Here is a 25,084-nt window from a genome sequence, read left to right as displayed (position 1 = left end):
AAAATAAAGCCCATTTGTTTATTCAAATGGGCACATGCATATTCATGTTATTAATATGGATCTGCGTCTCGACCTTTTTCGATAGCATCTTGAACAGCTTTACGTGCATTAATTGCTCCAAGTGGGTGCATTTCTGAGCCGAATTCGGTATCCATTTTAGCTTTGTTTTGTCGCTTTTGTTCCAAGCCTTCACGCAAACGACGGCCGTATTCTTCGTCAGCCTCTTCAGCTAAGGCTAACATCTTGTCTTGTAATTCTGGGATACATTCTGATAAATCATTGACTAAGTTATTAATTAACTCATCTTTTTCCCAGTCTTTAAACCGGCGATACGTTTCACCTGCTTGCTTTGTATTGCTTTGTCTATCTATTGATTCTCGAACAAGATTCCCTTCGACATGTGGAGTATGTTCTTTTCCGGTTTGTTCTGCTTCTTTTAATCCACCTAAACTAGATGGTTCATAGTTAACATGTGGGTTTTGACCAGGCGCTTTATCGTTTTCATAGCGTAATTTTCCACCCTCTTGGTTGGTTGCTACTTGTTTTTTCGCAGCATTGATTGGAACTTGTAAGTAATTAGCACCTACACGATAACGCTGTGTATCTGAGTAGGAAAATGTTCTTCCTTGTAGCATTTTATCATCAGAAAAATCTAGTCCATCAACAAGAACTCCTGTACCGAATGCAGCTTGTTCTACTTCAGTATGATAGTTTTCTGGATTTTTATTTAAAACCATTTTTCCAACTGGTAACCAAGGGAATTTGTCTTCTGGCCAAAGCTTTGTATCATCTAATGGATCAAAGTCCAATTCAGGATGTGGACCATCTTCCATAATTTGAACGAATAACTCCCATTCAGGATAATCACCATTTTCTATTGCCTCATACAAGTCTTGAGTGGCATGGTTAAAGTTTTTGCCTTGAATTTCTTCCGCCTCTTTAACAGTAAGATTTTTAATCCCTTGTTTTGGTTCCCAGTGGTACTTAACTAAAACGGCTTTCCCCTCGCTATTTACCCATTTATAAGTATTCACACCAGAGCCTTGCATCATGCGATAGTTAGCAGGTATCCCCCAAGGTGAGTAAATTAAAGTAACCATATGGAAGCTTTCTGGAGAGTTCGCACAAAAGTCAAAGAAACGTTGACTGTCTTGAACATTTGTTACAGGGTCAGGGCGAAAAGCATGGATCATGTCAGGGAATTTCATAGCATCACGAATAAAAAAGATCTTTAAGTTGTTTCCTACTAAATCCCAGTTCCCATCTTCTGTATAAAATTTAACAGCAAAACCTCTAGGGTCTCGAACAGTTTCAGGAGAATGGACACCATGTACTACAGTAGAAAAACGGACAAATACTGGAGTCTGTTTTCCTTTTTCTTGAAACACTTTTGCCCTTGTATATTTAGAAACTGGCTCATCACCTACTGTTCCATAGGTTTCAAAATAACCATGAGCACCAGCCCCTCTTGCATGTACAATGCGTTCAGGGACTTTTTCACGGTCAAAGTGGCTAATCTTTTCGATAAAATCATAGTTCTCAAGAGTGGCTGGACCACGATTTCCAACCGTTCTTATGTTTTGATTATTCGTTACTGGATGCCCTTGTCTTGTCGTGAGTGTGTCCTCATGTTCAATATTGGTTTCTTGGTTATTAGCTTTCTCTTTATCCATCATCAATCCACCTTTATAATCAATAGTCTAAATATAAGGTGCCCTTTAACTGGTGAAATTATCGACAATTTTCGTAGGGATTTTGAGGAATGGTATCGAATAGTTATATATATGGAATATGGAGGGGGATTTTGGATGGAAATATGGGATTTATACGATGAAAACAAAATGCGCGTAGGAAGATTACATAAACGTGGTGAACCTATACCTAAAGGTTTTTACCATTTAGTTGTTCACGTATTAATACAAAATGACAAAGGTGAATTACTACTTTCGAAACGTCATCCTGCTAAAGGATACGGAAATCTTTGGGAATGTACGGGTGGTTCTGTATTAAAAGGAGAGACAAGTTTAGAAGGAATACTGAGAGAAACGAAGGAGGAGCTGGGCCTATATGTAGAGCCTAACGGAGGCAAATTATTATATAGTGAGCTGAAAAACACATACCACTCCGATATGTGGCATTTTTCTTCAAATGCTTCATTAAGTGATTTGAAACTGCAAGAAGATGAAGTGATTGATGTCAAATGGGTGAATCGAACACAATACGAAAAAATGCTCCAGAATAATGAAGTCGTCCCATCGTTTAAACATTTTTATCGAATATTGGATCAATATAAGTGATTAGCTTATATATCAGTCTAAAGCAAGTTGGATGAAAATCACTTCAGCCAGTGGGAGGAAGAAACTCACTAGCTGAAGTGTAACATAATGTTTTATGATATGATATAGACTGTCAGGAGGGAACAATTTATGACATGGGAAGAGTTTATATCATATGACCATTTGTATAGCCTTGGAATTGCGATAGGTATTTTCTTGCTTTTCTTAGTCTTTAGAAAGCTATTTACTAAATTTATATTTGCAGGACTAAAGCGTTTTGCAAATAAAACGAATAGTACTTTATTCAGTAATGTACTTCTTGCGTTTGAAAAACCTGTACAATGGGTATTTATTATACTAGGTATTTATGCAGCAGTTTATTATTACCCAGAGCTAAACCATGAACAAGCTGTGTTTGTTAAAGTACTAAAAATATGGATGATCCTTTTAGTATCATGGGGGTTATTTAAATTAGCCTCTACATCTTCAGCCATTATTAGGAACATTAATGAAAAAACGAGAATCGAGATAGACGAGATCTTAATTCCATTATTGTCCCGTGCATTGCAAGTTGTCGTAGTGGCAATAAGTGTAACGATTGTTTTAAATGAATTAGGATATGCAATTGATGGTTTGGTAGCTGGTATGGGACTTGGGGGATTAGCTATTTCCTTAGCTGCTAGAGATGCGTTAGCGAATATGTTTGGTGGAATTGTTATTATTACGGAAAAGCCATTTGGGATTGGGGACTGGATTCTTACACCGAGTGTAGAAGGTACCGTTGAGGATATCACATTTCGTAGTACTAGGGTAAGAACTTTTGCTGATGCAGTAGTTACAGTTCCAAATGCTACTTTAGCGAATGAATCTATTACAAACTGGAGTAAAATGGGGAAAAGACGAATTACTTTTAATATCCGGTTAACTTTCGATACTCCTAGTAAAAAGCTGGACCGTGTTGTAGGTGAGATTAGGAAACTAATTGAACAACATCCAGAGGTACATCCAGAAACAATCTTTGTTAATGTAGACTTCTATAAAGAAGATGGAATTGATATACTGTTATACTTCTTTACGAAGACAACCGATTGGGGACAATGGTTAGGAATTAAAGAAGATATAAACTTGAAAATCCTCCAAATTCTAGAGCGTGAGGGAGTTTCATTTGCAGTACCAAGTAGAAGAATTTATGTGGATTCTGAAAAAGAACAAATTGATTTAGGAAACCAGGAGTCTTAATAATAAGGGGATTGTGAGCTGATGTTTGCAATACCCTTCTTTTTCCATTTAATTTTAGTACCAGGTATTAACCTGTTGTGTTAAAATGAAAATTAATTAGGAGTTGAAAGAGGAGACGTCAATGTATAATTTTGCAGCGAATGTACTAAAAGTAATTCTAAGTATGTTTGGTAGGATTAAAGTTTATCAAAAAGAGAATTTACCGAAAACAGGTGGTTATGTCATAGCATGTACCCATACTGGTTGGGTAGATATACTGTGGTTAGGAATTGCTACACTCCCAACAAAAATACATTATATGGCAAAGAAGGAATTATTCCAAAGTAAGTTTTTAAAATGGTTAATGGAAAGCTTGCATGCTTTTCCGGTTGATCGTGAAAACCCAGGTCCAAGTACAATAAAAATACCACGCCGTCTGTTAAAAGAAGGTAAAGTTGTTGGTATTTTTCCGAGCGGTACAAGAACTAGTGAAGAGGTTCCATTGAAGAAGGGTGCTGTAACGATTGCTGTTAATTCTAAAGCGCCTTTAGTGCCTGCTGCTTATGTTGGGCCAAATAACTTTAAGGATCTTTTTAAACGTATTAAGCCAAAGCTTATCTATGGTGCTCCAATTGAAATGCCAGAGGATTTACCTAGAAAAGAAGCAATGGAAGTAATGATGGTCCGTTTAAATGAGGAATTTGCCCAGTTGCAAAGGAAAATACAAGAAAAGTAAAAAATCACCTTAAATCGGTGATTTTTTATTTTGGAACAAATTGAACTTCCCTTGTTTCAAATGGTGTAGTTGCATAAGCTTCTAGTAAACCTACATCTTGTATCAATTGCTTTTTCACCACTTTTTCTTTCCATCTAACGTGAAAAGAGGATTTAAAGGGGAATTCATGGATTTCAACGGTAGATGAGTTTTTCCAGCGTAATTGAAGTGTTGATTCTTGGAATCCTATTAATGCTGAATTTAGTGGTATGCCACTTTTAAAGAAGGGGTGTTCATTTTCTTTATTTATTCCTGGTTCATTCAAACAAAGGTACAAAGATAGATTATCTCCTAATTGAACTAATCCATAATGGAAGTTAAACGAACGTTTGTCCAATGGTTGAAGTTTCTTCCATAGTTTTTGTTGTCTCTCTTTTTCACTTCTTACAAATTCTTGAGCAGGTATTGATGTATTATTTGCTAGAAAACGTGAATAATGCTCACTGCATAATAACCCAGCATATGGATCCTCTTTTTCAACCTCTTCAATGCCATGTTTATATAAGATAATTTTTGGTAACGTCGGAAAAGTCGAGAATGAGTAGGGTTTTTGATCTTTATCATCCCAAAAAGGCTGTTGGTCAAATTCATTCCAACCTAAATCATGGTTGTATATAGCAAACTCTACTGATCTCCTATGCGATTGCTCGATGAACATGGATTCTTTCCATTTAGACATAATATCACCAGATACTTGCCCATGGTTGTGCTGTTCAATCATGACAAATTCTTGGTCACGTTCTCTTATAATCATGTAATCACTCCTTGATACGATATATTCAATACACGAAAAAACTTCACAATCTGCTTTTCTAGTAAGCTAATCGTGAAGTTTTCTATATCATTGGTTTTCTTATTATATAAGTCTATCTAATCGCACTTGTTTATTTAATGCAAGCATGATTGGTATTCCAACTGCCAAGACGACTAATTCTCCTGCTGCTGTTGTTAGCCAAGTGAAAAGGAATGGCATACCCAATGCTAGCTTTAACTCAAATGCAATAATAAACATATTGAATGTAAACACAAGAGTGTTCGCAGTCATTAACACCAAGTAATTTTTAATATATTTTGCCAATAAAATGATAATCCCTAGGGAAATAGCAGAATGTGCTACACCAAAAATAATATCATAGGCTTTCATTGGCGAAAACATTAAATTCGTAAGGAATACACCGAAGATAATTCCAAAAAAGAATTTCTTGTTAAAAACTACTAAATGATTAAATATTTCGGAAACACGAAATTGCACATTCGTAAATCCAAATGGCTGAATTACAGCGGATACAGCGATATATAACGCTGCTACCAATGCGTTAGCCACCAATGTCTTTGTCTTCAATATTAATCTCTCCCTTAGTTTTTTATCGTGGGATGGTTTCGAACCACGTGTTGCCATGCAACTCAACTATTATAGTATAGTTTTTATTAAAAAGAAAGATTTTCTTATCTTGAGCTGTGTAAATACATAGCAAACTAAAATGCACTTCAGTACTATATCAGTATATTCGTAAACATTTAGTATTAATCCTTAATAAGCAAACACTTATAGGTAAGGTTGACAATAAAGTGTATTGAATTTATAATACTTACTATAAGTAAGTTACTTAATATAAGTAATTAATAGGAGAGGAATTTACTACATGGAGAATAAATTTTTTGAAAAACCGACCGTATATGTTGGAGAGGTTAATATAAATGTTACAGATTTAGATAAATCACTTCAGTTTTATAAAGAAATATTGGGATTTCAAGTGCTAGAACAAAATGGTAAAAAAGCATCATTAACTGCAGATGGTAAAACAGCAATCCTATCTTTAGAACAACCGGAAGGAGCTACACCAAAAGAGGAAAGAAAATCTGGGCTATACCATTTTGCAATTCTTTTACCAAGTCGTGCAGACCTTTCTAGCTTCCTGAAACACATTATTAAAAATGGCGTGCGTTTAGGGGCATCAGACCATTACGTTAGTGAGGCATTATATCTTAATGATCCCGATGGAAATGGTATTGAGGTATATAGAGATCGACCTGCAACAGAATGGAGTTGGACGGGTGATCAAGTTGCGATGGCAACTGAACCATTAGATGGAGAGGGTTTATTAGCAGAAAGTAATGAAGAATGGAAGGGATTGCCAAAAGGAACAGTTATGGGGCATATTCATTTACATGTTGCAGATTTGGACGCAACAGAAAACTTTTATGTAAATGGTTTAGGCTTTGATATTGTAACTAGGTATCCAGGAGCCTTATTTGCATCAACAGGTCGTTATCACCATCATATTGGATTAAATGTGTGGAATGGTGTTGGAGCAAAGGCACCTTCGTCAAATAGTGCTGGATTAAATTGGTTTACTCTTGTATTTCCTGACCAAGAGACTCGCGCTACTACAGTTGGAAAATTGGAGAAAATAGGTGCTATAGTTGAGCAAAATGGAGATGTCTTTGAAGTGAAAGATCCTTCTGAGAATACAATCCAACTTATTGTTGGCTAAGTTTATGGACCATCCAAAAAATATGAAACGTCATTTCCTATGAGAGTAAGAAAACTCCATATGAAGTGACGTTTCTCTCTCTTTCTAATAAGATAGAAATGAATTATTATACTTCTATGTAGCAAAATAATTGTAATGATTGTTGAAAAGGAAGGCGTTTATGGCATATATCTTATTAGTCGTTGGATTTGTTTTATTAATAAAAGGAGCAGACTTTTTTGTGGAGGGATCTTCGAATATCGCTCGATTACTACGAGTTCCTTCTATCTTGATTGGGTTAACAATTGTAGCCTTTGGAACAAGCTCGCCGGAGGCCACTGTCAGTATAATCGCAGCACTAGAAGGTAGTTCAGATGTTTCCCTTGGTAATGTAGTAGGGAGTAATATTTTCAATTTAACTCTTGTCGTTGGTATTGCAGCTATTATCTTTCCGTTAAAGGTAGAAACAGAAACAATCGTAAAGGAAATTCCTTTCACATTATTAGCAAGTGGTGCTTTATTAATATTAATAAGTGATGTATTTTTACAAGGGGAAGAAAGAAACTTACTTACGCGTAGTGATGGTTTAATTTTTCTCTTGTTTTTATCGGTATTTTTGTATTATGTATTTGAAGTTGCCTTAAAGAATCGTAACAAAACTAAAAATGAGCCTATTCCTGTAAATGTGAAATGGCCAAAAAATATTGTCGTTACAGTTCTTGGGCTTGTTGGTATCGTCATTGGTGGAGAAATGGTTGTTAGTAATGGGACGGAAATAGCCTACTCGCTTGGAATGAGTGAAACATTAGTAGGTTTAACCATTATTGCAGTTGGTACATCCCTACCAGAATTAGTTACTTCCATTACTGCAGCGTTAAAAAAGGAAAGCGAAATTGCACTTGGGAATATCGTTGGGAGTAATATTTTTAATATTCTATTCGTACTTGGATCTGCATCAGTGATTTCTCCTCTAGTTGTTAATACAAAAGTATTTACTGATATCTTTGTAATGATTATTTTAACTGTACTATTAATGATCTTCTCAAGAACTAAATTTAGAGTTGGGAAAATAGAAGGTTCTGTTCTAGTCATACTCTATATTTTATATATGATTTTCATCATATTACGTAACTAATCAGAAAAACCGCAACAAAAATGTTGCGGTTTTGTTAAACAAACGTTTGAACAACTAGATTAATCGATCTTCTTATACCATGTACTTGCTGCTTGTACTTCACTATAAGTTAATTGGTGACCCATGTTTTCCCAGTGTAATACAACGTTAGCTCCAGCATTTTCTAACAGGGATTGAAGCTCTTCTGATTCTTGAGATGGGCAGATAGGATCATTTTTTCCTGCTGCAATAAATACATGTTTTGTAGATAAATCTGGCAATTCAACACCTCTTCTAGGAACCATTGGATGGTGGAGGATTGCTGCTTTTAATGCATCTTGATAGTGGAATAATAAGCTTCCTGCGATATTAGCTCCATTAGAATAACCAACTGCTACGATGTTGTTACGGTCAAAGTCATATCTGTCTGCTGCTTCATCGAGAAAATCATACAGTTCTTTCGTGCGTAATACTAAGTCTTCTTCATCAAAGACGCCTTCAGCCAAACGTTTGAAAAAACGAGGCATACCATTTTCTAGGACGTTTCCTCGTACACTTAGCACATTTGCCTCAGGATCAATCTCTTTTGCTAGAGGAAGTAAGTCTCGCTCCGTACCTCCAGTTCCATGTAATAGTAATAATGTTGGTTTTGAGCGATCCGATCCCTCTTGAAAAATATGATTCATAATTTATTCCCCTTTCACTTCATGATCTAAATTGCGTACTTCGATAGGAATTAAAGTTTTGTTCAGTTGTTCTCGGTATGTTTCATATTGTGGTGGGAGCTTTAACTCCATCCCGAGATTTTCATAGGTTTCATCATTGGCAAATCCTGGCGGGTCAGTTGCTATTTCAAATAAAATTTCACCGTGTTCTCTAAAATAGATCGCATTGAAATAATTACGGTCACGTACAGGTGTTACACCAAATCCGTGTTTTTGTACGTGTTGTCTCCAGTCTAACTGATCTTCATCGTCTTTTGCTCGCCATGCAATATGATGGACTGTACCGACACCCATTTGACCGCGTTCGTCAATTGCTTTTTTTAGATCGATTATATTTCCAATATCTCCGTGGGATTTAAAGCGAATAAATTCCTCATTTTCATCTATTTTTTCTAATCCCATAACATTTGTGAGAAGTTTGGAGGTTTGTTCTGGCTGGCCCGAATATAATACAGCTCCAGCAAAACCTTTTATCGCAACATCAGGAGTTACATCACCAAAAGACCACATGTTTTGTTCTCCTTGGGCTCTTTCTACTAGTTCTAGCTTTAATCCATGGACATCATTGAATGAAAGAAAAGTCTCACCAAATCGAGTTGTCTTACTATAGTTGATATTGAATTTAGTTAATCTGTCTTCCCAATAGGACATAGATCCAACTGGGATAGCATAAGGGGTAATCCCTACTTGTCCATCTCCAATACGACCTTGATAGGCATTTGCCCAAGGGAAAAAAGTAATAATTGAACCTGGTTTTCCACCATCATTACCAAAATAAAAATGGTAAGTACCAGGATCATCAAAATTAATCGTTTTTTTGACTAAACGTAATCCTAATACACCTGCATAAAAGTCGATATTTTCTTGTGGATGACCAACAATTGCTGTTATATGATGAATTCCTGCTGTTTTTTTCATTGATGCTCCTCCTTATTGATTGGATGGCTTTTGCCCGACACGCTTTAGTACATTGATGGTTGTTTGTAATTCTTCACTGTTAACACCGTTAAACATTTGTTCAATTACCTTTTGGTGTTTAGGGAATATTTCATCCATTATTTGTTTGCCTTCTTCCGTAATGTGGATATAGACAACACGCCGGTCCTCGCTACAATGCCTACGTTCGACATAATTTTTATTCTCTAATTTATCGATGACATAAGTTATCGACCCGGTATTAATTAAGACTGCCTCAGAAATTTCACGAACCGTTTGTTTTCCTTTATGATATAAAGCTTCTAACACAGCAAAATCAGATGTTTTCATTCCGTGGTTACTAATATCTTTTTTCACTTGTTCTTGAAGTGACTTAGATGCTTTCATCAGGACGACAAATGCTTTTAATGATAGATTATCGCTCATAATCTTGCACCTCATTAGTTTATTTTGAATTAAAGTATTCTTAATTACATGTAATTTTACTCCTAATAAGTCTAGTTGTCAATGGGTGGTTATCATAAGTATGAACCTCCGAGGTTGAAAAGATAATAAAGAACTTCAAGAATTTGAATCTGTATTACAAGTACCTTGGGTGTTATAATGGATGCATTATTATGAAAGGTGTGATTTGAATGAAAAATAATATATTTAAAAAGGTGATTGAAAAGTAAAGACAGCTCTAATCTTCTTTTCAATCGGAAAATCTATCAAAATTCGGAAAGAGGATGTTTATGTATACTGATAATGAATTAGTAATTCGCCCGATAAAAGAACGAGATTTAACAAAATTATGGGAGTTAATTTATAAAGACGATGCTCCAGAGTGGAAAAGATGGGACGCTCCATATTTTCCACATAAGTCAAAGCCATATGATGAATTTATGTAAACTAGTATTACCTGGGTTGGTAATGATGATTTTTGGGTTATTTGTGTTAATGAAGTTGTATGTGGGATTCTTTCCTATTACTATGAAGATGATCAAGAAAAATGGCTGGAAATTGGTATTGTTATCCATGAAGCGAATAATTGGAGTAAAGGTATAGGAACTCGTTCACTGAAGCTTTGGATGAACCATATATTTAATACATTACCTGTTGTAAGAGTTGGTTTGACTACTTGGTCTGGCAATGAGCGTATGATTCGTGTAGGCGAAAAACTAGGAATGCAACTAGAAGGTCGCATTCGAAAAGTCCGCTACTACAAAGGTAATTATTATGATTCGATTCGAATGGGGATTTTAAGAGAAGAATGGAACGCCTTAGATTAGTAGTTTTTATATAGAAGAAGAGGAGCTGGGACATAACTAAAAAGTCATTGCCAAAGACGAACGATTTGCTAGCTAAGCGGAGGGAATATACGTAGACTCCTGTGGGAGCAAAGGCATCGGTGAGACCCATGATGCGCTTGCGTCTACAAGTAATGCTACGAAGCAGGCTTCCTCAGCGCAAGGGTGCTAGGAAGCCTAACCAAGTAGTTCCCTGGCTCACCAGCCGCCCACGGCAAAGAAGACACTGTGAAAGTGACCGGAGGAAACTTGAACAGATGTCGCACTTGTGCTGGAAGTGAAAGCGAAGTATATTTCCGTAGCGATGATTTTTAACAAATATAACATTGTTCGGGTTTGTGCTTTATTAAAATACTTTTGTCCCAGCCTCTTATTTTTAAAAGTATTTTAAGAAAAGACTTCTTCGATTGCATGTATTTCATCATCAGTTAGTTTTACATAATTTGCTTTAAGGTTGTTAAGAACTTGGTCTGGTTTTTTAGCACCTGGAATTACTGTGTCGATTACATCACGTGTTAAGTACCATGCTAAGACAATATGTGCCACATCAACCTGCTTTGAAGCTGCAATTTCTCTTAGTCTTTCTAATTTAAGTAGGTTCGTTTTGAATTCCTCTCCTTGCAGATGAGGCATGTTTTTTCGGAAGTCATTAAATACTGTATCCTTTGTATATTTACCGGCAAGTAGTCCAGATGCAAATGGAAAGAAAGGTACGAAAGAAATATCATGATTAGCTGCAAATGGAAAATAGTCCTTTTCGGCATCTCGTTTTAATAAATTGTAATGTCCCTGATAGACATCCACATAACCATCACGATTTGCTTCTTCAAGTTGTTCCATGGAAAAGTTAGACACGCCAATAGCTCTTATCTTCCCTGCATCCTTTAACTCTTTCAATGCACCAACAGCTTCATATTTAGGTGTACTTGCGTCAGGAGAATGTATGTAAAAAAGATCGATATAGTCTGTTTGTAGACGCTTTAAGCTGGCATCTATTGTTTCTTTTAAGAAATCTGGAGAGTTATCGATTATTCGCTCTTCCCCTACGATCCTTTGAGCACCTTTTGTTGCAATCACGATTTCATTTCGATTACCTAATTCCTTAAGAGTTTCCCCAATTAATTCTTCAGATCTTCCGTATCCATAGCTAAATGCAGTATCGATATAATCTAATCCAGCATTAACAGCGGATCTAACTAGTTCTTTTCCTGATTCATCATCTGTATTTGGATACAAATTGTGACCACCAACTGCATTGGCACCAAGCCCTACAGGATTGACATATAGATCTGTTTTACCGATTTGAACTTTTTTCATGGTTTACCTCCCTCAGTACTACCATTAATTCTAATTAAAGCATATCATTTTAACAACTATACTTAAACCAAGTAATCAAAAAGAAAAATATCGAACGTCACGATAATATTTGTACATTCAGTGACAAACCTATTTATAGATGGATTTTGTGGTAAAATAAGTTCTGTTGGTAAGTTTACTCTTGCAATTATAAATACCACCATAACAATATAAGTGAGGTATTGTATATGAAAAAAATACTTATTACTCTGATTGGGATATTACTGGTTTTGGTAATAGCTGCATGTGATGAGAGCACTTCAAATAATGAGGAAACTCAGGATGTTGATGTTAAACAAATGGTAGAAGATTATAGTTTGCGAAATTATGATGGTGATGTGACAGCATCGATTACATCACATGAACTAATTGTTACAGACAGCGATGATAATGAGACAACTTATGATTTACCAGAAGATGAGTTCTTTGTATCAATCGCACCGTTTTTTAATGAAACTCATCCATGTGCCATTCACAGTCTAACTGGATGCCAAGGTGAGTTAGTAGAAGAAGAATTTGATATATATATTGAAGATGAAGATGGAAATGTGATAGTGGATGAAACGATAAAAACAATGGAGAATGGATTCATTGATTTATGGCTTCCACGAGAACAAACATTTAATGTTACTATTACACAGGATGGAAAAACATCTGAATCTGAAATCACAACATACGAAGGCGATAATACTTGCATAACAACGATGCAATTAATGTAAATAAAAACACACCTATTTGGGTGTGTTTTTTCGTTAGAAGGGGCTATCTAGTAAGATGTTCAACGAAGCGTTAAATTTGCTCACCCCCCAGTGAAAGTTGCTCCGCACCCTGAGGAAATCGCTCGCCCTCAGAGAAATTCGCTCCGCACCAAGAAGAAATCGCTCGCCCCCAGTGAAAGTCGCTCCCACCAAGGAGAAATCGATCGCCCTCAGAGAGATTCGCTCCGCACCAAGAAGAAATCGCTCGTCCCCCCAGTGAAATTCGCTCCCACCAAGGAGAAATCGCTCGCTCCCGGAGAAATTCGCTCCTCACAAAAAAGAAATCGCTCGTCCCCTGAGTCCCCAACTATTTACTTTCAAATTTCAAAAACTGCATTCGTTCATTAAATAATGTTGGATAAGAAAGAAATCCTAGCATTATGCTTGTGACAACTGCTGTAGTTAATAAGATGAAGAGAATGAGCAACTGAAATTGAACGGCTTGTACTGGATCTGCACCAGCTATTATTTGACCACTCATCATTCCAGGTAATTGTACCAATCCAATGGTTTTTTGGCTTTCAATCGTTGGAATGGTACTGGCTTTTATGGAATTAATTAATTGTCTGTGAATCGCTTGCTTAGGAGTGCCACCAAGAGTCAAAATCAATTCTGTTTCATCCTGATGATCTTCTACTTCAGCTGTAAAACGATTCAAGAATAATATACCAAGTACCATCGAATTCCCAATCACCATTCCACTAATAGGAATAATAAACTGTGGAGTAGGTGGGATGATTCCAAGGCCAAGCAAAATCCCTTGAGTTAACACTTCCACAAAGATAAACGTCACAATTAACTTCCATGTAATACCTCTGATAGAGGCTCCTTTTCTGCGAGCGTTTTGTGTAGCTGCTGCAATCATTAAAAGAATCATTAATGATAAATAGATAAAATGCTCTGCATCAAAAACATATTGCAGGATATAACCGACAGCTAACAACTGAATAATGGAACGTACAGTTGCAATAATTGTATCTTTTTCTAATCCTAGGTTAAGGGTTTTTGATAATATAATTGGAATAAGCACAAATATTAATGTGAGGGATAATGTTAAATAACTCATCCAAGTTCCCCCTTTACAAATTGTTGTACCCGTTCATCTTTTGGAGAGTTTAATAAGGAGCTATCTCCAGATTCAATCAATTCCCCTTGCATCATTACCCACGTATATTGGCCGATGTTTATGGCTTGTTCAAGATTATGGGTAATCCAAATCATTGTCGTACCATATTTTTTATTTACTTTTTCAATTAATTCTTCAATATCATGTTGTGATACTCGATCTAATGAGGAGGTAATCTCATCTAGAAGCAGTATCTTTGGTTTATTGACAAGGGTACGAGCAATGGACAATTTTTGCCGTTGTCCGCCAGATAAGTCTTTTGCATTACGTTCCATAAACTCTTCACTTAGACCAACATCGTGGAGCAGTTCTTTAGCGTAATCCTTATCAATTCTTTCCCCCTGCAATGTTAAAGGGAGCTCAAGATTTTCTAATACAGTTCCCTTAGTCATCGTTGCGCTTTGTAAGGCAATCCCGACATTTCTCCTTAAATTAACAGGGTCATATTCATCAATCTTTTTTCCTTTAATTAAAATTTCTCCAGAACTGGAAGAGCGTAATCCATTACATAGTTTAAATAATGTTGATTTTCCAGCGCCTGATGGGCCGACGAGGGTTGTGATTCGTCCTTCAGGGAAAACCCCTGTAATGTTTTTCAGTATATGTAACCCGTCTGCAGTATAATTTACATCCTTGAATTCTATAGCTACATTCATTACTATCTCACCTCTTATGCTGCTCTCTTATTTAATGTGCCTTTTCTAGAAAATAACATTCCAAGTCATTTTATCATAGGTATTTTGTGTCCTTGCATATTCAGTTATATTATTGTTAAGATAATTCAAAAAAAACAATTTTATGTTACAATGGTGTAAATTTATACATGGACGGTGATTAGTGACGAAGAACTTACCGTGGGTTCCTTTTGTTATTATCTGTTGTTTTATTTTAGTAGGGTGTTCAGATGATGAGGCTAAAAAAGATGGACTTCCTGATACACAAGAAGCTGATAGGGAGGAGCTAAGAATTACACTCCCTCATGTGAATTTGTCCAATCATGTGGGTGTAACAACAGTAGAACGTGATGTTTGGTGTTGAGAAGAAGATGAGCCTTGTGACTTAGAACCAAATCCGCCATCTGAAGTTGTACATGGAAATGGATGGCCACCGTTAAAGGTTGAACCGGGTGAGGAATTTAGCTTTTCATTATCTACTGATGTGGGTGCAGATGTACCAGATCTCGTTACAAATCCAGATAAAGTAAAGGTTGTTCAATTTAAAGGGGATGAGGAAAAAGAGATAGAAGTTATCGATAAGAGGAGTATGATTGCACCAATGGAGGAAGGAAAGTATTTTTATTCATTAAAACTTGAGTGGGATAGTGAATTAGTTGGGCAAGCCTATTTTGCCTTTTCTATACTTGTTCGATAGTCGCGTAAATGGGTTTATTTCTATAGAAAAAGGGATGAATAAATGTTAAAGCTAATTGTATTTGAAATGAAAAAAATAGTTAATTCCAGTTTTTTTCGTATTTTAATGATAGTATTTCTGTTATTTTTCCTTGCATATTATGTATATGTCTATATCAATACAGAACGTGTGGAAGATGAAATTCGAAATTTAGAAACCATGATCCAGACCTTTGAACAATTTATTCAGGAAAAAGAAATAGCTTTGGAATCTGCTGAGGGTGCAGAAGCTGCTAATATTCAAAGTGAAATTGATTTTCAACGAGAATGGGTAGCAAAAGATAAAGCAACATTGGAATTATACGAACAAAAGGATTGGAAAGCGATTTTGCAACAAGAAATCGACCAACAAGAACCACAAATTGGGCAGATGAGGTACTTTAACCAGACTCATACATATACTTGGCCAACGCTTTTTACTGTAGAAACTTATGTCGAAATGAGCAAATGGATGCGTGATAAAGAAGTGACTCCATTATTACCCATTAACTCCATGTCCTGGATAACGCTGTATGATCAGGATATGAACGTGCAAGGTATGTCAGAAGAAGAAGCACTGAAGGATTTGGCGGAGAGAAGCGATAAATATTCCTCTACCTCCATTCATTACCTCCATCAATTCTTTGGTTTGTTGTTTAGTATATTTGGCGCAGTATTTTTCTTGTTCCTATTCGGGGATGTGGTAACAAAAGAAGGGTTTGGCAGAAATGGGTCAATTCATTTATTGAGGACACAGCCAGTACACCGAGATACGATTCTAGCAAGTAAGTTCCTAACCGTTATATTACTTAGTACCATAATCCTTCTAGGTACAGTTGTTCTTTCCATGCTAACTGGAGTGATTTTTGACGGATTTGGAGATTGGGAATATCCAGTATTGATTTATGGAGAAGATCGTACATTTACTCTAATAAATCTAGGAACCTTTTTAATCAAAGCAGTTGGAATGTTTATGATGATTCTATTATTCTGCTATTCTATTTTATTTCTATTCTCTGTGATCACTAGAAGAGTGTTGGCTGCAATCGGATTAACGCTTGCTGTACTGTTAATCGGGACAAGATGGAGTGGAGAATTTGTCACTTCTAGTATTGCACATTTTATACCGTTTCATTACTTCCAGGTTCTAGATGTCGTGACAAATGAAATGGCTGTTACAATGGATAATTATAATTTTTCGTATACGAATGGCATGGTTTCATTAGGAATCACTAGTTTGATAGTTCTAATCGTAACGTACGGAATATCAGTGCTTCAGTATCGGAATAGTAATTCATAGATTGGGAGTGATGAAATGATTATTAATGTAGAAGGATTGAAAAAAAGATATAAGAAGCAAATGGTCTTAAAAGGGATTGACATGAAAGTCGATTCTCCACAGATTATCGCTTTGGTCGGACCGAACGGGTCTGGAAAAACTACCTTGTTGAATTGCATGACCAATTTGCTATCCTTTAATGAAGGACAGGTAGAATTGCTTGAAAAAAAACATACGGATTCTTCTTTATTTCATGAAGTTTCCTATCTGCAGGATAATCGGATTTTATATGGAAGTTTGACAGGGTATGATCATTTGAAATTTATTTGTAGTGTTCAAAAACTACCAACATCAAAAATTAAGGAAGTTGCTGAGCGGGTAGGAATGGAAAGTTATCTGAAGAAAAGAGTACGAAATTATTCACTTGGTATGAAGCAGCATCTATTACTTGCAATGGTGATTATCAATGAACCGAGGCTATTGCTAATGGATGAACCACTGAATGGATTGGACCCAACAAGTGCCATTAACATGCGAAGAATCCTGCTAGAGTTACATGATGAGGGAACAACAATTATGGTATCTTCCCATAACTTGGACGAAATTGATCGGTTAACAAACACCATTTATTTTATGAAGGATGGGGCGCTGTTAAAAGAGTCATTAGAGGACTTCTCAACGAAAAAATACCTTTTAACAGTGAGCGAAGTAGAGCGAGCAAAGGTGATTTTGGAAGAACAAGAGGTTCCTTTTACGGTGAACAAAGACTACCAAATTGGGTTTGAAGATACAGTGGTAGATGTGCAGACTTTTATTGACAGATTGAATGAAAATGATATTTCGATTCAAGATATAGAAATTCAAAAAATAGGGGCTGAGAAACGATATCGGGAATTATTTGAACAGGAGTTGTCCTCATGAAACTACTGCCATTTGAGTTAAAGAAAATCCTGTTTAGTAAAAAGTTTCTATATTTAACGATTGGAATCATTGTTGCTGTTGCTTTATTGCTAGTACGAAATATTATTTTTCAGTCATATATTCAAGAGGAAGAACGCCAGGAAGTGGATGACCTTTTGGATATTAGTTATGAAAATTCAGAAATGCACCAAGCAATTATGAAAGATAACCCTGACGATGAAGATGAAAAAGAAAAGCTACTTATTAATAGTTCGTTGGTAAATATGTTATATGATTTGCGTTCGATGATTGGTGGAGAAAATTGGGAAAATAGGCTAGCACTTAAGAATGAGTATTTGAATCGGGTCATCGAGTATAAAGAGGCAGAAGGAGAACATCCATTAACATTTAGAGAAATTAATCATCAACTTGCCTTAAACCAGAAATTAATCGATGAAAATATCCCACCGGAGAATGAAACGTACAGTATTGCTCTACCAAATTTTATGAAGCAAATAGTTGATTTGTTTATTTATTTCGGTGCGATAATTATTGTCCTGCTATTAATTGGAGAAATTATGTCTTCTGAGTTTGAGAATCGTTCGGTTAACTTATTATTTACACAACCACTAAAGCGAACTCACATCATTACAAGTAAATTCTTTGGGTCGATTATACTTTATATGCTAACAACAGCAATTATGTTAGCATCCGTCTTCTTAATAGGAACCATTTTTGGGGAAAAGGGCACATTTGACTATCCTTTAATAATGGAAAGAAATCATGAAATTCAATTCATGTCGATTTCAGAATATATAATTCTAGGAATCACTGTTATTTCAGTAACCATTTTGTTAATTATTTCGCTTTGTTTACTGTATAGTCTATTGTTTAAAAATACATTACCAACGTTATTTGCTGTCTTAGCGACATTACTTGCAGGATATGCCTTAACAGCATTTATAACATGGAACCCTTTGGCTTGGTTTAATCCATTTCAGTATCTATTACCGGAAGAGATTATCCTGTTTCAAAATGACAGTGTTTGGTGGCAAGGAATATTTATTATTCTAGCATTAACTATTCTATTTTACTTTATAGCTAGACAAAAAGTTAAGACGAGTAAGGTAGATTAATTTAGACAGTAGTAAAGGAGGTTTTAGGATGAGGCGATTAGTTCTAGTATTGTTACTAATTGGCATATTTAGTGTAGTTGGTTGTTCTAATGATGAGGAAGAATCACCAACCCCTGAAAAAGAAGAGGAAACGGAACAATCTGACGAAACAACCTGGAAAGAACCTCCACCTCATGTCTTTGGAGATTCAGAAAATGGAGGGAATTTCATGGCCATCCGGGATACATATTGCTGGGGAGAAGAGGATGGTGAAGCATGTACAAGAACACCTAAACATCCCTCAGAAACAACAGAAGGTATCCGTGCGATGGTTGTGAGCAAAGGTGAAAAAATAAACTATAGTATAAATATTATGCCAGGTAGTCTCCCTAATCCAAACCAAATGGTAGTGACTCAGTTTTATTTGAATGAAGAAGAAGGAGAAGTTATTGGAAGTGTTGAACATGATTGGGTTGGAGAATTTGAAGCGCCGGAAGAAGGGGGAAGGTATCACTATATCATTCATGCGAAATGGGATGGAGAGGTTGTAGGTGAGGCTTATTATGCATTTAGTATGATTGTGAAGGAATAAAGTATATTTGAGAAAGGGGTAAGTCATTGTATAGTAACATTTTTCGTGAACTAGTTGACATTATGCATCACGATTACGCAGGCTGCCATGATAAAAAAGGATGGGACAACCCAGAGAAATATGAGGAGAAAATAAAAGGTTTGGAAAAAAAGGGTGAGCTAGATGCCCATTTGTTTATAGAAATTGTTGAAGATTACTTACTAGATTTTAAGGATCCTCATATGTTCCTAAACATGATAAAATCCGATGAACAAAAGGAATATGACTCTGGTTTTAGGGTGAGAAGGTTTGAGGATAAATTATTCGTAACCACCATAAGTAATGAAAATCGTTTAAAACCAGGAGATGCTATTGTTTCACTAGATAATATATCGATAAACGATCTGGTTAAAAGGCACAAACGCGAATTAATGGAAATTAGAGCAGAAAGAGAAGATTGGAGAAAAGTAATTCCGAAGTACAATGTTGCTGAAATTCTAGATTCTAACGGAAATACTCGAATGATAGAATTAAGAAAATATGAAAAGCCAGAATATACCCCGGAGCATTCAGTCACTCGACTAGACTCAGAAACATTATATATGAAATTAACGGACTTTTTTGAAGCGGATAGCATAGATAAATTAGTCAAAAAACATGAAAATGAACTGAAGCAAACGAAGAACCTTGTAGTTGATGTGAGAGTGAATTATGGTGGTAGCACATTAGCATATAGTAGTTTGGAAAAATACCTGTTTCCAAGTGGTACGATGAAGGTAGATTACGATGATTATAATATGGAATTTAATTGTACGGTTCGAAATTCGGAGTTAATGATCGGTTTAATAGATGAAGAGTTAACTAAGATTGAAAATGAAGACTATCGTAAAGGTCTTGAACAATGGAAAGAAGAGACATGGGTGAAAAATAAAGGGAAAGGATTTGTATCCTTTGATGAAGACAATGAAGTAGTGGAGATAACGGGATGTGAACTACCGGAAAATATAGTTGTGCTGACTGATAACTATTGTGGCAGTGCTGGGGATATTTTTGTTTACCTATGTAAGATGTCTCCAAAGGTTACCGTTATAGGAAGACCAACAATGGGTGTTAATGATTATTCGAATCTAACAACTATTAAATGGGATGAGAAGTTTGAGTTTAGTTACCCGACATCAAGATTAAAATCATTAGATAATCGTAGAGCTTTAGATAACCCAGGAATTAAGCCGGATATTTATATTCCATGGACACCAGAACATCTTTATAAGGATGTTGATATGGAAGAGGCGATTCGGATATTGAAGAGTAAAACCACTGTTTAGGAGTTGCGAATTTAACTGATATGTGGACATTTGTTCCGTTAATAGTAACAATAATGCTTTTTGGGAGTTTGGGAGGACATATTTTCCGTTATTCGACTAAAATAGCCCTAAGATTCTATGAAATTTGTTCAATAACGGCTTAATTGTCCGATGAATTCTATTTTTAGGTTAAATTAATGAAATAGCGTACTAAATGTCCATATAAAAAGCTCAGATAAGCAATCTGAGCTTTTTTACAATTAAATTAACTGTCCACCAAGAAATTTTGCCAGTTCTAACATGCCGTATTTTCCAGCCTTTGCTTCAGCATCAGAATTATAGTTGGTATTTGTATTCACGTCATAGGTGAAAATCTCCCTGTCTTTATTTTGAATGAATTCAATACCCGCGACGTCAATCTTATTATCCTGTAAAAATTGCTCATATTTTTCAATGATAGGGTCCTCAAAATCGTTAATGATTTCAAACTTTGGTTTTTCTTCTATTTCCTCACCTGCAGGGCAGAACATATCATCGATGGTACAAGCATCTGCTGGACAAAGTTCAAATCCTTCAGAAGTATCCACACGAACGGCATAGACAAATTTTCCACCAACAAATTCACATCGTGTAATATAAGGTTCTGGAGCTTGGATATATTCTTGAATGAGTGTAATTCCGTCAATGGATGGATCAAAACTTGGGCCGTTAACATATTCTTCTAGTGCATCTACAGAATGGAATAATTGTACACCAAGTCCTTTTCCAGCTCGATTATGTTTAGTAATGAACGATGGTACGTTCAATTTTTTTGCTGCTTGTATAATTTGTTCCTTTCCAACAGCTGCAATCGTTTTAGGTGTTTGTATTTGAGCTTGATTTAATGCCATGTATTGATTTACTTTACTTACTTCAAGTCTTAGAGCACGACTTCCGTTGAATACTTTTCTTCCATGACGCTCCAACCAAGCAAGTACTGCTTCTGTTAGTTCAGGTGCATAGCGATGATCTCTAGTATGAGACGAAGCGCTGATTCGATTATAGAACACTCCCTCTGGTGGAGTTGAGGTTAAATCTACTAATCCTGTATTAAGAAACCATTCCTCATAAGGTAAATCCAATTCATTCAAACGTTTGATTAAATGTTCCGTCCACTCACTGTTCTCGTGAATAATATAGATCTTCTTTTCCATTATAAATCCCTCAAATCTACACTAATATATACTAATCATACCAGAAAACTAGGATTTGTAGTATGAGTATGCATAAAAAAACTCCCTGTGTATGGGAGTCATTATTACTTTATGATCATTACAGGGCAATTTGCGCGTTTAGCTACTTTATGGCTGACGCTTCCTAAAACCATTTCTTGAAAGGCGTTCAGTCCACGGCTACCAATTACGACAATATCCATTTTATTTTTATTTGCATAATCTACAATTGTAGGACCAGGGTCCCCATGGAGAAAGACTACTTCAAAATTCGTTTTAGAATGTTTTGCTTTTTGAACGATTAACTCTAATTTCTCTTTACGAATGACATTCGTATCTTTTCCCCAGTTATTCAGAACTTCTCCTTTTGATTGCTTGGGATCAACAACATATAAGATGTCAACTTTTGAATCTTTGTTATAACTAGCTAACTCAAATGCTTTCTCGCCAGCACGAATGGAATGTTCTGAGCCGTCTGCTGCGAAGAGTATCTTATGAAACATGGATATCACACCCTATAAGGAAATTATGAATCTGTTTAAATAGTATACCATGATTGCGCTTTCTTTACATTGAGTTTTTTGATTTGAATTATGATAAAACAGGGACAGGAAAGATATTGTTTTATGCTCTTTACAAACAGGATTTTTTTTTATATAGTATATGTACCTAATAATTCTAGGTAGGTGAGAAAATGTTTAATCGTGAGCTTGTTAAGGGAAGTACATCGCTCCTAGTACTACAGTTATTAAATGAGCGAGATATGTATGGATATGAGTTAGTAAAAGAAATGGATCGTCGTAGTGAACACCACCTTCAAATGAAAGAGGGAACACTTTATCCAGCACTTCATAAATTAGAAAAACAAGAGTACATCGAGTTTTACTGGAAGCATCAGGAAAAGGGTCCAGCTCGAAAATACTATCGAATAACGGAACAAGGAAAAGAGATTCTTGAGGAAAAAACAAGTGAATGGCATCGATATGTACAAGTAATGAATAACCTTATCGGGAGAAGTGAATCATGACCGATGGAAGCCAACAATTTCTGCATGAGTTAGCTAAAGAAATTGGAGAGCATCCTGAAAAAGAAATGATTCTTCAAGAATATGAAGTTCACATTATGGATCTAATGGTTGAGGAAGAAATTCCATCTGACCAATTATATACAGAAATTATCAATCGCTTGGGTTCACCAGAAGAACTAGCCACCGTTTGGAAGCAGGAAACAAGTATAACTCCTAAAAAGACTCAATGGTTATTTGTTTTTCTAAACGTGGCTTTATTTATTGGTGGTGGATTGCTTACTTTTGGATATAATTATTTTGAGTGGAAATGGATGGATATCCTTTGGCAAGGTCTAACTAATATTTCATTAGTCATTATATGCATCTACATACTATTTTGGGGATTACTAGGATATGAAATTGGTAAAGAATTTGGTTATGGTGGACGTAAGCTTTTAATCAAAACGTTTCTAATATCGGTACTTCCGAACTTAGTTTTAATGTATTTAATCGTCTTTAAGCAAATACCGAGAGAATGGTTTGGGCCATTATTAAATGCACCTTTTATAGTAACATGTATTATTCTAACTGCAGTGCTCTATCCAGTTAGTTGGCTTGGGTACAGATGGGGGAGAAAACGCTCCATTTAAATAGGGGCTGATTCTATATATGCTTCAGTCCTCAATTAACATTATTTTTTACCTATATACATAGAATAACGATGTATATAGAATTTCTAGTATAAAGGTTGTGATCAAATTGAAACGAAACGACTTGTTGTTTTTACTAGTCTGTCTTGGGCTTGGTTTATTAGCTGAGCAAAGCTTTTTTCATGAAAGAATCGGAGTCTCTTATTTGGTTTTCATTACTGGATTTTATGCTGTAGTTTTAGGTCGTTATCGTTTAGCCTTTCATAATAGGCGTATTGGTTTACTGTTAATGGTTTCTATTTGGGTGTTAGCAGGAACCTATGCCTTTTATGATAACCTCTTATTTCGTGGCTTAAATATGTTATTAATACCGTTAATGGTGTTTTTTCATATCGTGTTAATTACAAGTCCTGATGGTACGAAGTGGAGTAAACCAGCATTTGTTGCATTATTGATGGATAAGTTTTCAAGGGGTATTAATTACTCTGTTAGATTTTCTAAAATTAGCTTTAGAAAAGTATTTAAAAATATGACTGATAATACAGCACAAGTTATTAAACGAATTTTCATTGGAATGGTGATCGGTCTTCCGTTGTTATTTGTTATAACAGGGTTACTGATGTCAGCTGATTCAATTTTTCAAGATATAGTACTAAAGGTACCAGAATTTATTTTAGGACTTAATTTTATTGAAGGAGTATTTCGCTCGATTTTAGTTTTATTAATTGGCCTATTATTTTTCGGTATTTTCCAAGTGTTGCATACTCACTCAAAACCTAAGGAAGACTTTAGCAGATTAAAGGAAAAACCTGCTTTGAATTGGGACGGAATCACGGCGGTAACAATCCTTATTTTACTTAACTCTGTTTATGTCTTATTTGCGATAGTTCAGTTTAAATACTTCTTTAATGAAGAACTGTTATCTGGTTATACCTATGCAGAATACGCAAGAAGAGGGTTCTTTGAACTAATCTTTGTAACACTCATTAATTGGAGTATCCTTATAAGCTTTTTAAAATTAGTTCGTGAGGGAAGGAAAAAATTAAAAGTCGTATTAAAAGTGATGTACTCTCTTTTAGTACTTGTTAGTGGAGTTATGCTTACTTCTGCATACCAAAGATTAACGTTATATGAAACAGCATATGGCTTTACATTAGACCGTGTTTTGGCACATGCGTTTATGATTTTTCTTATGGTGGTATTTGCCTACACATTTATTCGAATTTGGCTCGAAAAATTATCAATTTTTCATTTCTATATTATCATCGGCCTTATTTTCTATGCTGGTATTAATGCCGTTGGTTTAGAAAAAATTGTTGTTAACAATAATTTAGAACGTTATGAGGAAACAGGGAAAATTGATATTTATTACTTAAACCACCTTTCCTACACAGGGTTGGATGGATTAATGGACTTGTACGAGATAGATCCAGATTATCCAGAACTAAAGCAAATATTAATCGACCGGAAACAGAGTTTGGATGGGATGAAGAATGAATCCTGGCAGTCATTTAATGTAATGAAACAAAAAGTAACAAATAGATTAAATGAATTGGATCTTTAGATCAAAAATGTAATTTGAGGCTTAGCATTGCTGTGCTGATTTAGCATTA

28 protein-coding genes, 1 pseudogene and 1 riboswitch are annotated in these 25,084 nt (G+C 35.6%); of the genes and pseudogenes, 17 read left to right on the top strand and 12 right to left on the bottom strand.

Annotated elements, in window-relative coordinates; genetic code table 11:
- Positions 1–50: 50 nt before the first annotated feature.
- Positions 51–1,676 carry a catalase gene (locus BUB12_RS03460; protein WP_327196127.1) on the bottom strand — a complete coding sequence of 542 codons (1,626 nt, stop codon included), beginning with the start codon at positions 1,674–1,676 and terminating at the stop codon, positions 51–53.
- Between the two features lie 132 nt (positions 1,677–1,808).
- On the opposite strand from BUB12_RS03460, the gene BUB12_RS03455 reads away from it, so the two are divergent.
- The 3 genes from BUB12_RS03455 to BUB12_RS03445 all read left to right on the top strand — a co-directional run bounded on the left by BUB12_RS03455 (position 1,809) and on the right by BUB12_RS03445 (position 4,230).
- On the top strand, positions 1,809–2,297 hold the full coding sequence (locus BUB12_RS03455) for an NUDIX hydrolase (protein ID WP_072888066.1): 489 nt from the start codon (positions 1,809–1,811) through the stop codon (positions 2,295–2,297).
- A 129-nt stretch (positions 2,298–2,426) separates the two neighbouring features.
- The gene (locus BUB12_RS03450) at positions 2,427–3,515 is read left to right on the top strand and encodes a mechanosensitive ion channel family protein (protein WP_072888064.1); all 1,089 of its coding nucleotides are present in this window, start codon (positions 2,427–2,429) and stop codon (positions 3,513–3,515) included.
- Positions 3,516–3,636: 121 nt separating this feature from the next.
- Positions 3,637–4,230 (top strand): lysophospholipid acyltransferase family protein, encoded by a 594-nt coding sequence (locus BUB12_RS03445; RefSeq protein ID WP_072888062.1) that lies wholly within the window; start codon positions 3,637–3,639, stop codon positions 4,228–4,230.
- Positions 4,231–4,255: 25 nt separating this feature from the next.
- On the opposite strand, the gene BUB12_RS03440 is transcribed toward BUB12_RS03445, so the two are convergent.
- Together BUB12_RS03440 and BUB12_RS03435 are read right to left on the bottom strand one after the other, a co-directional pair.
- The gene (locus BUB12_RS03440; RefSeq protein WP_072888061.1) at positions 4,256–5,023 is read right to left on the bottom strand and encodes a DUF3891 family protein; all 768 of its coding nucleotides are present in this window, start codon (positions 5,021–5,023) and stop codon (positions 4,256–4,258) included.
- Positions 5,024–5,125: 102 nt separating this feature from the next.
- The gene (locus tag BUB12_RS03435; protein WP_072888059.1) at positions 5,126–5,611 is read right to left on the bottom strand and encodes a QueT transporter family protein; all 486 of its coding nucleotides are present in this window, start codon (positions 5,609–5,611) and stop codon (positions 5,126–5,128) included.
- An 8-nt stretch (positions 5,612–5,619) separates the two neighbouring features.
- Positions 5,620–5,664, bottom strand: a riboswitch (PreQ1 riboswitch).
- A gap of 248 nt (positions 5,665–5,912) precedes the next feature.
- Between BUB12_RS03435 and BUB12_RS03430 the strand changes: the two genes are divergently transcribed.
- Positions 5,913–6,764 carry a VOC family protein gene (locus tag BUB12_RS03430; RefSeq protein WP_072888057.1) on the top strand — a complete coding sequence of 284 codons (852 nt, stop codon included), beginning with the start codon at positions 5,913–5,915 and terminating at the stop codon, positions 6,762–6,764.
- Between the two features lie 160 nt (positions 6,765–6,924).
- A complete protein-coding gene (locus BUB12_RS03425) occupies positions 6,925–7,878 on the top strand; it encodes a calcium/sodium antiporter (protein WP_072888055.1) in 954 nt (317 codons plus the stop codon).
- 59 nt (positions 7,879–7,937) lie between these two features.
- Here BUB12_RS03425 and BUB12_RS03420 read toward each other — a convergent pair whose 3' ends face one another.
- From BUB12_RS03420 to BUB12_RS03410, 3 genes are read right to left on the bottom strand one after another with little or no spacing between them, the layout of a single operon-like run.
- The gene (locus BUB12_RS03420; protein ID WP_072888053.1) at positions 7,938–8,543 is read right to left on the bottom strand and encodes an alpha/beta hydrolase; all 606 of its coding nucleotides are present in this window, start codon (positions 8,541–8,543) and stop codon (positions 7,938–7,940) included.
- 3 nt (positions 8,544–8,546) lie between these two features.
- On the bottom strand, positions 8,547–9,500 hold the full coding sequence (locus tag BUB12_RS03415) for a ring-cleaving dioxygenase (protein ID WP_072888051.1): 954 nt from the start codon (positions 9,498–9,500) through the stop codon (positions 8,547–8,549).
- 12 nt (positions 9,501–9,512) lie between these two features.
- On the bottom strand, positions 9,513–9,944 hold the full coding sequence (locus BUB12_RS03410) for a MarR family winged helix-turn-helix transcriptional regulator (protein ID WP_072888049.1): 432 nt from the start codon (positions 9,942–9,944) through the stop codon (positions 9,513–9,515).
- A 308-nt stretch (positions 9,945–10,252) separates the two neighbouring features.
- Here BUB12_RS03410 and BUB12_RS03405 point away from each other — a divergent pair.
- Positions 10,253–10,789, top strand: a pseudogene (locus tag BUB12_RS03405) (GNAT family N-acetyltransferase).
- Positions 10,790–11,194: 405 nt separating this feature from the next.
- Here BUB12_RS03405 and BUB12_RS03400 read toward each other — a convergent pair.
- The gene (locus tag BUB12_RS03400) at positions 11,195–12,124 is read right to left on the bottom strand and encodes an aldo/keto reductase (protein WP_072888047.1); all 930 of its coding nucleotides are present in this window, start codon (positions 12,122–12,124) and stop codon (positions 11,195–11,197) included.
- 62 nt (positions 12,125–12,186) lie between these two features.
- Positions 12,187–12,327, bottom strand: a complete 141-nt coding sequence (locus tag BUB12_RS17965) for a hypothetical protein (protein ID WP_234982553.1) — start codon at positions 12,325–12,327, stop codon at positions 12,187–12,189.
- A 24-nt stretch (positions 12,328–12,351) separates the two neighbouring features.
- Here BUB12_RS17965 and BUB12_RS03395 point away from each other — a divergent pair, with 24 nt between their 5' ends.
- Complete coding sequence (locus BUB12_RS03395) at positions 12,352–12,882, top strand: CueP family metal-binding protein (protein ID WP_072888045.1); 531 nt, start codon at positions 12,352–12,354, stop codon at positions 12,880–12,882.
- Between the two features lie 346 nt (positions 12,883–13,228).
- Here the strand turns inward: BUB12_RS03395 and BUB12_RS03385 are convergent, their stop codons facing one another.
- Positions 13,229–13,987 (bottom strand): ABC transporter permease, encoded by a 759-nt coding sequence (locus BUB12_RS03385; RefSeq protein WP_072888041.1) that lies wholly within the window; start codon positions 13,985–13,987, stop codon positions 13,229–13,231.
- Entirely contained in the window at positions 13,984–14,703 is a 720-nt protein-coding gene (locus tag BUB12_RS03380) for an ABC transporter ATP-binding protein (protein WP_072888028.1), read from the bottom strand. The genes BUB12_RS03385 and BUB12_RS03380 overlap by 4 nt, the downstream gene beginning before the upstream one ends.
- A gap of 181 nt (positions 14,704–14,884) precedes the next feature.
- Between BUB12_RS03380 and BUB12_RS03375 the strand changes: the two genes are divergently transcribed.
- The 7 genes from BUB12_RS03375 to BUB12_RS03345 all read left to right on the top strand — a co-directional run bounded on the left by BUB12_RS03375 (position 14,885) and on the right by BUB12_RS03345 (position 20,625).
- Positions 14,885–15,085 (top strand): hypothetical protein, encoded by a 201-nt coding sequence (locus tag BUB12_RS03375; RefSeq protein ID WP_072888026.1) that lies wholly within the window; start codon positions 14,885–14,887, stop codon positions 15,083–15,085.
- 120 nt (positions 15,086–15,205) lie between these two features.
- Entirely contained in the window at positions 15,206–15,418 is a 213-nt protein-coding gene (locus BUB12_RS03370) for a hypothetical protein (RefSeq protein WP_072888025.1), read from the top strand.
- Between the two features lie 42 nt (positions 15,419–15,460).
- Positions 15,461–16,735 (top strand): ABC transporter permease, encoded by a 1,275-nt coding sequence (locus BUB12_RS03365; protein WP_072888023.1) that lies wholly within the window; start codon positions 15,461–15,463, stop codon positions 16,733–16,735.
- Between the two features lie 15 nt (positions 16,736–16,750).
- Entirely contained in the window at positions 16,751–17,635 is an 885-nt protein-coding gene (locus BUB12_RS03360) for an ABC transporter ATP-binding protein (RefSeq protein WP_072888013.1), read from the top strand.
- Positions 17,632–18,750 carry an ABC transporter permease gene (locus BUB12_RS03355; protein WP_072888012.1) on the top strand — a complete coding sequence of 373 codons (1,119 nt, stop codon included), beginning with the start codon at positions 17,632–17,634 and terminating at the stop codon, positions 18,748–18,750. Before BUB12_RS03360 ends, BUB12_RS03355 begins: the two co-directional genes overlap by 4 nt.
- Before the next feature lie 28 nt (positions 18,751–18,778).
- A complete protein-coding gene (locus BUB12_RS03350) occupies positions 18,779–19,321 on the top strand; it encodes a hypothetical protein (protein ID WP_072888010.1) in 543 nt (180 codons plus the stop codon).
- 26 nt (positions 19,322–19,347) lie between these two features.
- Positions 19,348–20,625, top strand: a complete 1,278-nt coding sequence (locus BUB12_RS03345; RefSeq protein ID WP_072888008.1) for a S41 family peptidase — start codon at positions 19,348–19,350, stop codon at positions 20,623–20,625.
- A gap of 239 nt (positions 20,626–20,864) precedes the next feature.
- On the opposite strand, the gene BUB12_RS03340 is transcribed toward BUB12_RS03345, so the two are convergent.
- Both BUB12_RS03340 and BUB12_RS03335 read right to left on the bottom strand, forming a co-directional pair.
- A complete protein-coding gene (locus BUB12_RS03340; RefSeq protein WP_072888006.1) occupies positions 20,865–21,797 on the bottom strand; it encodes an ATP-grasp domain-containing protein in 933 nt (310 codons plus the stop codon).
- Positions 21,798–21,901: 104 nt separating this feature from the next.
- Positions 21,902–22,318 carry a universal stress protein gene (locus BUB12_RS03335; RefSeq protein WP_072888005.1) on the bottom strand — a complete coding sequence of 139 codons (417 nt, stop codon included), beginning with the start codon at positions 22,316–22,318 and terminating at the stop codon, positions 21,902–21,904.
- 191 nt (positions 22,319–22,509) lie between these two features.
- Here BUB12_RS03335 and BUB12_RS03330 point away from each other — a divergent pair, with 191 nt between their 5' ends.
- The 3 genes from BUB12_RS03330 (at position 22,510) to BUB12_RS03320 (ending at position 25,035) form a co-directional block, all read left to right on the top strand.
- Entirely contained in the window at positions 22,510–22,842 is a 333-nt protein-coding gene (locus BUB12_RS03330) for a PadR family transcriptional regulator (protein ID WP_072888003.1), read from the top strand.
- Positions 22,839–23,471 (top strand): HAAS signaling domain-containing protein, encoded by a 633-nt coding sequence (locus tag BUB12_RS03325; protein WP_072888001.1) that lies wholly within the window; start codon positions 22,839–22,841, stop codon positions 23,469–23,471. Before BUB12_RS03330 ends, BUB12_RS03325 begins: the two co-directional genes overlap by 4 nt.
- Before the next feature lie 100 nt (positions 23,472–23,571).
- Positions 23,572–25,035, top strand: coding sequence for a DUF4153 domain-containing protein (locus BUB12_RS03320; protein WP_234982552.1), 1,464 nt, complete (start codon positions 23,572–23,574; stop codon positions 25,033–25,035).
- Positions 25,036–25,084: the final 49 nt, after the last annotated feature.

Source organism: Ornithinibacillus halophilus, assembly GCF_900129485.1.
Classification (GTDB): Bacteria; Bacillota; Bacilli; order Bacillales; family Amphibacillaceae; genus Ornithinibacillus; species Ornithinibacillus halophilus.
This window is presented reverse-complemented; position numbering and strand designations above follow the sequence as displayed.

What these genes read in the sequence shown, in the direction of transcription:
- BUB12_RS03455 (WP_072888066.1), top strand. Translation starts at nt 1,809, where the DNA reads ATGGAAATATGGGATTTATACGATGAAAACAAAATGCGCGTAGGAAGA.
- BUB12_RS03460 (WP_327196127.1), bottom strand. Translation starts at nt 1,676, where the DNA reads ATGATGGATAAAGAGAAAGCTAATAACCAAGAAACCAATATTGAACAT.
- BUB12_RS03330 (WP_072888003.1), top strand. Translation starts at nt 22,510, where the DNA reads ATGTTTAATCGTGAGCTTGTTAAGGGAAGTACATCGCTCCTAGTACTA.
- BUB12_RS03395 (WP_072888045.1), top strand. Translation starts at nt 12,352, where the DNA reads ATGAAAAAAATACTTATTACTCTGATTGGGATATTACTGGTTTTGGTA.
- BUB12_RS03340 (WP_072888006.1), bottom strand. Translation starts at nt 21,797, where the DNA reads ATGGAAAAGAAGATCTATATTATTCACGAGAACAGTGAGTGGACGGAA.
- BUB12_RS03335 (WP_072888005.1), bottom strand. Translation starts at nt 22,318, where the DNA reads ATGTTTCATAAGATACTCTTCGCAGCAGACGGCTCAGAACATTCCATT.
- BUB12_RS03355 (WP_072888012.1), top strand. Translation starts at nt 17,632, where the DNA reads ATGAAACTACTGCCATTTGAGTTAAAGAAAATCCTGTTTAGTAAAAAG.
- BUB12_RS03400 (WP_072888047.1), bottom strand. Translation starts at nt 12,124, where the DNA reads ATGAAAAAAGTTCAAATCGGTAAAACAGATCTATATGTCAATCCTGTA.
- BUB12_RS03410 (WP_072888049.1), bottom strand. Translation starts at nt 9,944, where the DNA reads ATGAGCGATAATCTATCATTAAAAGCATTTGTCGTCCTGATGAAAGCA.
- BUB12_RS03440 (WP_072888061.1), bottom strand. Translation starts at nt 5,023, where the DNA reads ATGATTATAAGAGAACGTGACCAAGAATTTGTCATGATTGAACAGCAC.
- BUB12_RS03425 (WP_072888055.1), top strand. Translation starts at nt 6,925, where the DNA reads ATGGCATATATCTTATTAGTCGTTGGATTTGTTTTATTAATAAAAGGA.
- BUB12_RS03445 (WP_072888062.1), top strand. Translation starts at nt 3,637, where the DNA reads ATGTATAATTTTGCAGCGAATGTACTAAAAGTAATTCTAAGTATGTTT.
- BUB12_RS03325 (WP_072888001.1), top strand. Translation starts at nt 22,839, where the DNA reads ATGACCGATGGAAGCCAACAATTTCTGCATGAGTTAGCTAAAGAAATT.
- BUB12_RS17965 (WP_234982553.1), bottom strand. Translation starts at nt 12,327, where the DNA reads ATGGTGGTATTTATAATTGCAAGAGTAAACTTACCAACAGAACTTATT.
- BUB12_RS03360 (WP_072888013.1), top strand. Translation starts at nt 16,751, where the DNA reads ATGATTATTAATGTAGAAGGATTGAAAAAAAGATATAAGAAGCAAATG.
- BUB12_RS03350 (WP_072888010.1), top strand. Translation starts at nt 18,779, where the DNA reads ATGAGGCGATTAGTTCTAGTATTGTTACTAATTGGCATATTTAGTGTA.
- BUB12_RS03430 (WP_072888057.1), top strand. Translation starts at nt 5,913, where the DNA reads ATGGAGAATAAATTTTTTGAAAAACCGACCGTATATGTTGGAGAGGTT.
- BUB12_RS03380 (WP_072888028.1), bottom strand. Translation starts at nt 14,703, where the DNA reads ATGAATGTAGCTATAGAATTCAAGGATGTAAATTATACTGCAGACGGG.
- BUB12_RS03420 (WP_072888053.1), bottom strand. Translation starts at nt 8,543, where the DNA reads ATGAATCATATTTTTCAAGAGGGATCGGATCGCTCAAAACCAACATTA.
- BUB12_RS03415 (WP_072888051.1), bottom strand. Translation starts at nt 9,500, where the DNA reads ATGAAAAAAACAGCAGGAATTCATCATATAACAGCAATTGTTGGTCAT.
- BUB12_RS03385 (WP_072888041.1), bottom strand. Translation starts at nt 13,987, where the DNA reads ATGAGTTATTTAACATTATCCCTCACATTAATATTTGTGCTTATTCCA.
- BUB12_RS03450 (WP_072888064.1), top strand. Translation starts at nt 2,427, where the DNA reads ATGACATGGGAAGAGTTTATATCATATGACCATTTGTATAGCCTTGGA.
- BUB12_RS03365 (WP_072888023.1), top strand. Translation starts at nt 15,461, where the DNA reads ATGTTAAAGCTAATTGTATTTGAAATGAAAAAAATAGTTAATTCCAGT.